The following is a 9,470-nucleotide window of genomic DNA, read 5'->3' on the forward strand; positions in this document are numbered from 1 at the left end:
CCATTCCAATGCCTCCAACTCACTCCATCACATGGCCTGAAGCAGTGCCTCCACTTCGGCTGCACTGAGCGACGAGCGGGCTGCGACGTCAATGGTATACCTGATGCCTGTCACGCCACGCGGAGGGACATAGTCGTCAGGCAGCCGGGGAAAGCTCCCCGCCACCTCGAAGACATGGACGTCACGGAGGTTGAAGCGCAGCAGTGATCCCGTCTGGCGAAGGCCCTCGTTCCAACCGAGGTTCTTCAGCTTGGACTCGAAGACATTGATCGCGCGTCCGTCCATCCCGAGCTTGACGACGACTTCATCCACCAGAGTCGCGATGGTGGCGGTACCCGCGATGGACCGCTCGAGCAGGATGCTCACGAGCAGGAGTTGCTTGTCGACGGGAGATCGAAGCTGATCCAGACGCGAGATCTCGTGCCTCTCGTCCGACCGGGTCGTGGTCTTTACTTCGATGTGGACCGAGTCTCCGACGAAATCATGCCGTTCCCCCAGCGGACCGCTCCAGAGGTGGCACGCACGCGCGCCGAGTGAGGGGAACAAGATGTTCGACAGGACCCACAACTCACCAAACAAACCCACCTGCTCCCCCACGCCAAGTTCCTGGGCCACGGGACGGAGAGCAGCGCGCAGATCATGGATCGTCGCCTCCACGGACGTCGCGGGATCGCGCCCCTCGACGCGAATGGCAAAGACGATCTTGTTCCCGAGCATCGTGAGGAGCTCTTCGTGGTAGCCACGAGCCGAGACGTCGATCCACGTGCCTTCGTTCTCCACGAGCCTGACTTCAATGCCCTGGAGGTCAGGGGGAAGGCTCGGAGGATCCCTGGAGACTGCCACCAGGAAGTGAAGCCTGCCGTCAGCCGCGATGCCCAACAGACAGTCCGTGAAGTCTGTCGCGACCGGCTCGACGATGAGGCCCTGGGAGGCACGCCTCTGTCGGAGTGAGTCCCAGCGCCCGGCCGTGACATCAGCCATGGAGAAGTCCACGGTTCACGATGAACGAGCGGCCATCGTCGCTCGTACGAGGCAACGACAGCGCCACCCCCAGGACTGCCCGCGCGTGTGCCTGCAAGGGTTCGGGATCGAGGGGATACAGGAGAAGCAACCCACGCTCTGGAGGCCGATCCTGCCGCATCATCCGGGCGTTGAACGTCGCAGCCACTCGGTAGCGATCCGGGCCGCCATGAAGGTCCACCCCCTCATGGCGCGGGTCCGTCAGGATCCCGATGGCCTCGTTCCCAGTCAGCGAGCGGTGGACCAGGCCATAGGGCTCCCCTCCCAGAAGGAGCTGCCGCTCTCGTTGCGGGTTCGCCACGAACACCGTCCACACCGTCAGCTCCCCGACAACGGCTCGCTCCTGGATCCAATCCGCAATCTCCCCCCCCTGGAAGGCCACACTGTTCGGGTGGCCCTCATAGTGACGAAGGAAGTCGGCAATGTCGTGAGCGGGGACATCGTGAGCAATGGCTCCGCCATGGGCCATCTGCGTGGGGGGATGCGCACGGAGCAGCTCCGACGCCAGTTCAAGATTCCGCTCCAGCAACGTGGCATCCCGCAAGGGGAACAGGATCGTCTGAGGATTCTCCGCAGACCAGGATCGGGCATCCATCTCCAACATCTGGCTCTTGGCCTTGCTCGTCAGCAAGAGCTTGGAGTGTGCCCGCATCCGAATGGCCATCTCGTCCGGACTCCGCCCTGCCTTGTCGAGCACCAAGATGGAATCCCGCAGGGACTCCTCGACGAGGGCCAACTCCACGAACCACTCCGCGATGCCATCGGTGGTCCAGATCCGGATCAGATCGTCGTACCCGTCGCGGAAGCCGTACCATCGCGCCATTTGAAGGAGCGTGTCCGCCATGGTCGTCGTTCGCAGGAAGTAGGCGATGGTGAGCCCTTCCAGCGTCAGTCCCCGGGAGAGGCGGTTGCCACCGACCGCAATCAACTGACGTCCGGGGCGCTCCTCGTACTTCAACTCGTCACCCGTCGTACTGTTGAGCACGACGACTTCGAGCCGCGCAAGATTCCGTACGGCCTCATCGAGGACAGCATCCACATCAGCGGGGAGCTGAACCTCTCCGAAATCCGTCAATGACGACCGCATCATCCCGCGAATGGCTCCGGGTTCCGCTCGGTCGTAGTTGAACCATGCCCGGATCTGCTCCTCGATGGCATCCCCGATGCGCAGTTGGTCCTTCTGGACCTGGGAGACGTGCACCAGCATCGTGTGAGGCACCCCTTGGTGCCCCCGCAGAACGCGGATGGCCCCTGCCAACGCGAACGTCAGCAAGGCGTCGCAAAGCGACTGCGGAAGGTCCAGTGCGCCATGGACGACCAGGGGCTCGCCCTTCTTGCGTCGCTTGGATTTGAGTGCCCTCACATCATTCGGGTCGACCACCCGAAGTACGTTGCGATGTCGAGCGGTCACCCCGAACAGCTCCTCCGTGCCGGTGTAGCCATCAGGTCGCGGGAGCTGGATGACGAAGTCCTTGGGGAACAGGTCCTCGCCAACACGGTTGTCCAAGGCCCCGGGGTCAACAAGGATGTTCGCGAAGGGGGTCGCGGTGTATGCGATGTACGTCGCCCGGGGGCATCTCCGCAGGAGGTCCCGAATCAGCTGGTTTGTGGGGGAAGGACTTTCATCTTCGACGGGCCTGTCCTCGTCCACGCTGGGATCGCGACGATTGCCCCGGGTGTTGATGGACGCTTGATCTGCTTCGTCGTCAATCAGGAGCAAAGGTACATCCGCGAGCTGGCCCTCCAGCTTCTCCAACCAGCCATTGAGGCGCTCCAGGATGGGGACGATCTTCTTCGCGACGACAAGCACGGTACCGGTGGCACCAAAGCCGTTCGCCACCTCAGGCTCCTTGAAGTCGCACTCCGGATCCGTGAGGGTGATCCAGTTCACGCCGACATCAACGAGTTCTCGCTCGAGCCTCCGCTGCGTCTGATTCCGCAGGGAGTCGTGGATGCCGGACAGGACGATGACCAGACGATAGCCGACGTCTGCCGCTCTGGCAGCCACCGCTGTGAAATTGGCGGTCTTTCCGGACTGGACATATCCAACGACCAGCCCGCGGCACTGGAACTCGGGACGTCCGGGGGGTGGGGTCTTCGCGATGATTCGAAGGGACTCCTCCGCGACGGAGGCGACTTGATGCGCCTTCCACCGTGGATGGGAGCGCAGGTAGGCCTCATGCCGCGACCAGTTCACCCACGCCTGACCGTCGGTCCAGCGTCTGGCCTTGGGCTTCAGGGAGAAGTGACGGTTCGATTCACTGTCCATCAGGCTTGCCATCAAGAATCCGCACGACCCCCACGTCCTCCAACACGCGGAGGAACTCCGAAAGCGCTTTCTGCGCCTCGATGTCCTCGGAGATCGCCTGAGCAAGCGCGAACAGCCCAGGGATGCGCTGGGAGATCTCTACATGCTCGCCTGTGAATCCCGTCTTGCGCACCCATGAGGCTGCGCTCCCCTCCACGAGACGCAGTGGCGACCGTTCCTTCTTGGTGGGCTGGGGTGGAACCGTCGGCGTACGTCCAGGCCCCTTTGTTCCCTTCTTTCCGGTGACATCGTCTCCTGTCCCGGAGCCTGTTCCAGCAGGCGGGGTACTACCTCCGCCACTCCCTTGACTCACCTTCTTGGCATAACGGTTCCTCGCATGGCTCCGAGGAGTCCTCAGGACCTCCATGAGACTGTCAGTCAGAGCCACCGGCAATCGGATGAGCTGTTTGCTGATGTCGACCTGAAGCTGCTCATCTGAGCGACGGTCGAAGTCCACCGCCACGCGAAGAAGCTTGGTGTGTTCGTCTTTCGTGAACAACCCCTCCCATCCCCCCCATTTGATGAGTCGATCAAGGCGATAGAAGTAGAAGCCCTGGGATTCATTCCACCGCCCGTTCAGCGTCAGTCGCTCCCTCGCCTCGCGCAGCGCCTCGGGTGTCAGCGACTTGTGGTATTCGTTGAACTCGGCCTCGGTCGGCAGCACGTGAGCACGCACCATGATGATGGGCCGCGTCGAGGGCTCCTGCTGTCCAGGAAGTTCGATGCTGTGATGGTCGAATGGCTTGGTCAGCGGGTGCGCCATCGGATTGTTCGGCTGAAGAGCCTTGCCATTCAATCGGATGATGACTCGCTGCCGACCGCGAACAGCCCCCTCCAAGAATCGGTGGAACACCAGTTCCAGATGATCGCGGACGGACGCAAGCTCCTGCGAATAGGGGTCCACGCCCTTGACCTTGGGGGCCTCGATCGGAGGGCGCATCCGAGTGAGCAGGACCGCAGTCCCCGATGCCCCGAGCCGGACGACGGCGGTGTACTTCTCCTCCACCGGAGCCTCGATGATGTCCCAGCGACGGGTACGCTCCAGGTGCTCCTTGTCCCATGTCAGCACGCTCTCCGGGCCCGCCGCTGATCTGGAGACCACGGTGAGCCGGTCCGCCTGGGACCAGGCTGCTCCCTTCAGGCCGTAGCCATATTTCCCGAGGTCGGCTGCATCATAGTCCCGCTGATGGCCGATCTTCATCGCATCGCGCAAACCCTCGGGCGTCATGCCATACCCATTGTCGCGGATGCACATCCACCGCCCACCCTGATTGGGATTGGGGAAGGTGATGTCGATCTCCGAAGCCCCCTTCGACAGGCTGTTGTCCACGAGATCGGCGACAGCGCTGGGGAGGCTGTGGCCAGCACGCGCCAGGATCTTGAACAGGCCTACGGGGTCGGGCTCCATCCCCGTGCCGGAGGTCGGGAGGGTCTGCATGATGTCCGCCTTCTCGAACATCTGGGGGAAGTGCTCTTCGATGACCTTCCGGCAGAACTCGCCCTCATCACCATGCAGCGCGATCATGGAGGACGTGCTGAGCCTTGCGCTCTCGCCATGATTGATGATGGCAGTCCTGGCCGGATGCTCAGTCGGAATGACCATCCACGAGGCCAATGCCGGACTGGTCGACGAGTCCACCACCATCACGAACAGGACGCCGGGCTCGACAAAGCTGTAGTATGGGCTCTGGGGGCAGTTCCCCTCCAAGCGCCAGTTCTTCTCTTGCTTCTTCAGCCACTGGTCCTTCACCACCAGCGTCTGCGCATCCTCGAAGCAACGGCAGGAGATCTCGATACGGTCCGAGTCCTTGGCTGCGGGAAATACGCGGTCCACGACGTCCGAGTCGAAGTTGATGGCACGTTGCTTCGAGCCTTCCCTCCCGCTCCGACGGTACTCGTGGAACATGCCGAGTTCCGAGTGGGTGAGCAGACGCAGGATCGTGAACTTCATCGTGAGCCTTCGGTGGTGGAGATGTGCGACTGCGGCAACCCCAGGAGCTCGACCCGCATGTCAGCGACCGGGGGGGCCCTGAGACTCTCTCTCATCCCCATTGCAATGGCATATGCGAACAGGGGCGGAACAGCGTTCCCTATCTGCCGGAAGGCAGGGTTCATCGACCCCTTGAACACGAAGCCGTCCGGAAACGATTGAAGGCGAGCCGCTTCGCGGACGGTGATCGTGCGCGCCTGCTCCGAGTCGTAGTGGATATGCGAGTATGAATCCTTGCCCAGGTGAGCCATCAGGGTTCGCACAGGCTTGCCCGCATCGAGCTTCCACCACTTGTTCGGGAACTTCGTCGGATCGTACGGGATGCGCCACAAAGCGATGAAGTCGCGGACATCCGGGTCGCGAGCGTCCGTGCTCAGTCCACGGCGCTTCCGGCCCGCCAGCCAGGAAGAGATCTTGCGCTCTACATGCGCATGGACCTCCGGGTACTCCCAGCCCGGGTCGATCTCCGCGAAGATCTTGTAGTCCCGAGGGAGGTAGCGGAAGACATGGCCTGTCGTGGTCTGCGTCGCGAAGCCGCTCCACTCGCGCATCAGCCGCGAGTACGGCGTGGAGGGCTTGTTCGAGATGTAGTCCACTGGCTCTGAGGGGTCCTTGGCGCCCCTTCGGAGCTGCCCGGCCTTCAAGAGGTCGAGAGCAAAGAGCGGAGGGAGATCTGTCAGGGCCTGAGAAGCCGTCGTCGCCGGGCTCAGGGACCGTGTCGGGTCCGCCATCCACCGGTGGTATTCCGAGCCTTCCTCGTGGATCACTCGTCGGGCCGTGTTCTTCGAGCTCGTGTACCCGGACGGGAGGTCCACATGGTGCGTCGGCGACGGGAATCGGGGCATGATGCCCGTCGCGCGGTGAAACCCGATGAGGATCATGCGCTCGCGGGTCTGCGGCACCCCGTACCACGCGGCATTCAGGAGGGTGTAGGCGACGGAGTAACCCTCCTCGACGAGGCTCTTGGAGACCAGCTCCGCGACGTTGCTGCCGCCATGGTTCAGGATGTCGGGTACGTTCTCCATCAGGAGCGCAACGGGCTTCGTGGCGCGGATGAAGTGCACATACCGCTGCCACAAGCTGACTCGGCCATCCACCAGGAACGCCTGGTCAGCGGTCGCCTCTTGACGGCGATGCGCCTGTTCCCGGAGCTTCGCCCGTCCGACGCGAGCGAATGCCTGGCAAGGAGGGCCTCCAACCAGGACGTCGATCTGATCCTCGGGAGTCCCTGTGAGCCCGAGGTCGGCGAACACGCTGACTGCGTCCTCGGTCGTGGCATCACGTGGGATGTGGTGGGCAGGACGGTCTCCGCCCTGAGTCCGAGGGCCGAAGTTCGCCCCGTGCGACTTCGCGGCCCACGGGTCGTTCTCGACAGACGCAACCGGCGTGAATCCAGCCGTCAGGAAACCGAGGGAGATGCCACCGCAGCCCGAGAACATGTCCATGTACCGGAGCGCGCCCCCATCCTGGATGCGGCGAAGCTTCCTTCGAATCAGGTCATCGGCAGAGAGTGGGGCGCCAGGCAGCGAGCCCGCCGTCGTCAAATCCCTGGATGGACGAGGGGACCAGCGGGCGCCGGGGAAAAGGTCCGAAACCAACGGGTCGTGACGGATGTGCTTCACCTGTTGCCGCGGCATCTAGGGACTCAAAGGAAAGATCGCTACCCCGAGGCAGTCACCTCGGGTTGATCGCTGGGAGGGCATCCTACTTCCTGCAGTCGCCGGTTGCTCTACCGAGCCTTTCAGCCGTAGCGAGCATCAAGCCGGCCGTCAACCGGCAAGATGACCGGACTTCCCCCGATTCCTCCCCGGGACCTGCCCGTCCTGCTTCTTGAGGGCACGGGCCTTGGCCGTCACGCGTGGCCCCTCGTCCACCTCGACCACCTCGGAGGCATTGCCCAGAACGACGATCTCACGACGCTCCAGGCCGCCATCGACCACGGTGACGCGCCGCACGCGGCGCTGGGCCGACCACGTACAGACGCCGCCCCGCACAACGCGTTCGACGAACTCGACTGCGCTGGCCAGGTCCTCGACGACCTCATGCTCCCAGACTCGCACCACATTCCAATCCGCGGCTTCGAGCAGCGTGGACTGGCGCGCATCACGGTCGACGTTGGCCACCAGTTTGGCCGACCAGAACTCCTCGCGGGAGCGAGGACGTGCGTAGTGAAGCGGACATCCATGCCAGAAGCAGCCATCGATGAACACCGCGACGTGACTGGCCGGGAAGACGACATCGGGTCTACCTGCGGGAGTCCGTGTGTGAAGGCGGTATCGCAAGCCCCGGGACCAGAGCGCACGTCGCAGCGTGACCTCGGGTGAGGTGTCTGTGCCTCGGATGCGGGCCATCTGTTCCGATCTTGTGAGCCCCATCCAGCCCATCCTTGCACACAAAGGAACGTCACACGCCTTGCTTGGAAAGGACCGACCTGCCATCCCATCCCGGAACAGGCATTTCACGCCTAAGCGAGATACGCCGCTGTTCCGGCCATCCGTGATTCGGCATAGTTCCGTCGCCATGACACAATCCCTCTACCGGCTCGCGGACTTCATGCTCGCCGAGCCGCTCGTCCATGATTGGCAGGCCTGGTGGATGACGGTCGCCCCCGTCCCCGCCAGCCTGCACCTCCACACGTATCAAGTGCCGCTGCTCAAGGCGTACCTGCAGACGCCGGACTTCCACGCCAAGGCGGCGAAGGATCCGCTGCTCAGCGGGACGTCGTTCGTGGGGATTCCGGCGGCGCGCGCGGGTGAGGTGAAGGCGCTCCTCCAGCGGATGCAGGAGGAACAGGCGGAGCGCATCAAGCTGGCCGAGGCGGTCGAGGAGTTCCAGTCGTGGCTCCTCGCGGAGGCCAAGGGCCAATCGCTGGAGCCCCTCTATGAGCGTGTCCCCGAGCCCCTCAAGGGCCGGGTCGAGCTGAGCTACGACTACTACAACCGGCCCTTCGTGCGCGTGCTGGAGGGACTGGCGTACCGCTCGCGCTACCACAAGCCGGAGCTCCAGACGCTTCGACTGTCGCGGCACGAAGCCGACAACGCCCGCCCCTCCCTGCTGTCCACGCCCCGGCTGCGTGAGCCCGGACACATCGAGCTGCGCGTGCCCTTCGCCGACGCCCGCCTGGACGCGCTCTTCCACCTGGACCTGGAGCCCAAGCCCCTGGGCTACATCCGAGACCTCCTGGGCCCCTCGGTGAAGAGCGACGAGGAGGTGCTGCCCCTGCTCTCCGACGCGCCCGTGCCCGCCGCCGAGCCCTGGAATGGCCCCGGCCTCCGCGTGCGCTACGTGGGCCACGCCTGCGTGCTCGTGGAGTGGAAGGGCGTGAGCATCCTCCTGGACGCCGTGGTGGCGCCGCGCACCGTGCAAGGTGGCGCGCCGCGCATCTCCTTCCAGGACCTGCCGCGCCACATCGACTACCTCCTCATCACCCACAGCCACCCGGACCACCTGGACATCGAGACGCTGCTGCGCCTGCGCCACCGCGTAGGCCACCTGGTGGTGCCCCGCGCCAGTGGCCTGCTGCTGGGCGACTACTCCCCCAAGCTGCTGGCCCGCTCCCTGGGCTTCCAGCGGGTGCTGGAGCCCGAGTTCCTGGAGTCCATTCCCCTGCCCGACGGCGAGTTGCTCGCGGCGCCCTTCCTCGGCGAGCACGGCGACCTGGGGCACGCCAAGTCGTCGTGGATCATCCGCACCGGCAAGCACCAGATGCTCTTCGCGGCCGACTCCACCTGCATCGACGAGCACCTCTACCGCAACCTCCGCGACGCGGTGGGCGACCTCCACGCGGTCTTCATGAACACGGAGATCGAGGGCGCGCCACATACCTGGATGCTGGAGGCCCTCTTCCCCAAGAAGCGCGACCGCAAGATGGAGAAGAACCGGCGCTGCCGAGGCAGCAACGTGCCGGAGGGACTGCGGCTGCTGGAGCTGGTCGGGGCCCGGCGCCTCTACAACTACGCCATGGGGCTGGAGCCCTGGGTCGAGCACATCATCGGACCGCCCGCCACGCCGGAGACACCGCGAATGAAGGAGTCCGACAAGCTCCTGGCCGAGTGCAAGGCCCGGGGCGTGGACGCGACGCGGCTGCAGGGCTCCACCACGTTCCACCTCGACGTCTGAACACACCCAGAGCGTCTCGGCCTCCAACGCCTC

6 protein-coding genes are annotated in these 9,470 nt (G+C 64.3%); 1 reads left to right on the forward strand and 5 read right to left on the reverse strand.

Going from position 1 to position 9,470, the window contains the following annotated elements; genetic code table 11:
- Nucleotides 1–27: 27 nt before the first annotated feature.
- From MYSTI_RS21465 to MYSTI_RS21485, 5 genes are all read right to left on the reverse strand, one after another.
- Complete coding sequence (locus MYSTI_RS21465) at nt 28–981, reverse strand: PD-(D/E)XK motif protein (RefSeq protein WP_015349893.1); 954 nt, start codon at nt 979–981, stop codon at nt 28–30.
- A complete protein-coding gene (locus tag MYSTI_RS21470) occupies nt 974–3,301 on the reverse strand; it encodes a Z1 domain-containing protein (RefSeq protein ID WP_015349894.1) in 2,328 nt (775 codons plus the stop codon). Before MYSTI_RS21470 ends, MYSTI_RS21465 begins: the two co-directional genes overlap by 8 nt.
- Nucleotides 3,279–5,279: an ATP-binding protein gene (locus tag MYSTI_RS21475; RefSeq protein WP_015349895.1), complete on the reverse strand. Its 2,001-nt coding sequence runs from the start codon at nt 5,277–5,279 to the stop codon at nt 3,279–3,281. The genes MYSTI_RS21470 and MYSTI_RS21475 overlap by 23 nt, the downstream gene beginning before the upstream one ends.
- Nucleotides 5,276–6,862 carry a DNA cytosine methyltransferase gene (locus MYSTI_RS21480; protein ID WP_201768918.1) on the reverse strand — a complete coding sequence of 529 codons (1,587 nt, stop codon included), beginning with the start codon at nt 6,860–6,862 and terminating at the stop codon, nt 5,276–5,278. The genes MYSTI_RS21475 and MYSTI_RS21480 overlap by 4 nt, the downstream gene beginning before the upstream one ends.
- Nucleotides 6,863–7,087: 225 nt before the next feature.
- Nucleotides 7,088–7,840 carry a very short patch repair endonuclease gene (locus MYSTI_RS21485; RefSeq protein ID WP_338042067.1) on the reverse strand — a complete coding sequence of 251 codons (753 nt, stop codon included), beginning with the start codon at nt 7,838–7,840 and terminating at the stop codon, nt 7,088–7,090.
- Between MYSTI_RS21485 and MYSTI_RS21490 the strand changes: the two genes are divergently transcribed.
- The gene (locus tag MYSTI_RS21490) at nt 7,839–9,437 is read left to right on the forward strand and encodes an MBL fold metallo-hydrolase (RefSeq protein WP_015349898.1); all 1,599 of its coding nucleotides are present in this window, start codon (nt 7,839–7,841) and stop codon (nt 9,435–9,437) included. The genes MYSTI_RS21485 and MYSTI_RS21490 overlap by 2 nt on opposite strands.
- Nucleotides 9,438–9,470 lie beyond the last annotated feature (33 nt).

This window comes from Myxococcus stipitatus DSM 14675, assembly GCF_000331735.1.
Taxonomy (GTDB): domain Bacteria; phylum Myxococcota; class Myxococcia; order Myxococcales; family Myxococcaceae; genus Myxococcus; species Myxococcus stipitatus.

Excerpts from the sequence above, each read along its gene's own strand:
- MYSTI_RS21465 (WP_015349893.1), bottom strand. The coding sequence starts at position 981 with ATGGCTGATGTCACGGCCGGGCGCTGGGACTCACTCCGACAGAGGCGT.
- MYSTI_RS21470 (WP_015349894.1), bottom strand. The coding sequence starts at position 3,301 with ATGGCAAGCCTGATGGACAGTGAATCGAACCGTCACTTCTCCCTGAAG.
- MYSTI_RS21475 (WP_015349895.1), bottom strand. The coding sequence starts at position 5,279 with ATGAAGTTCACGATCCTGCGTCTGCTCACCCACTCGGAACTCGGCATG.
- MYSTI_RS21490 (WP_015349898.1), top strand. The coding sequence starts at position 7,839 with ATGACACAATCCCTCTACCGGCTCGCGGACTTCATGCTCGCCGAGCCG.
- MYSTI_RS21485 (WP_338042067.1), bottom strand. The coding sequence starts at position 7,840 with ATGGCGACGGAACTATGCCGAATCACGGATGGCCGGAACAGCGGCGTA.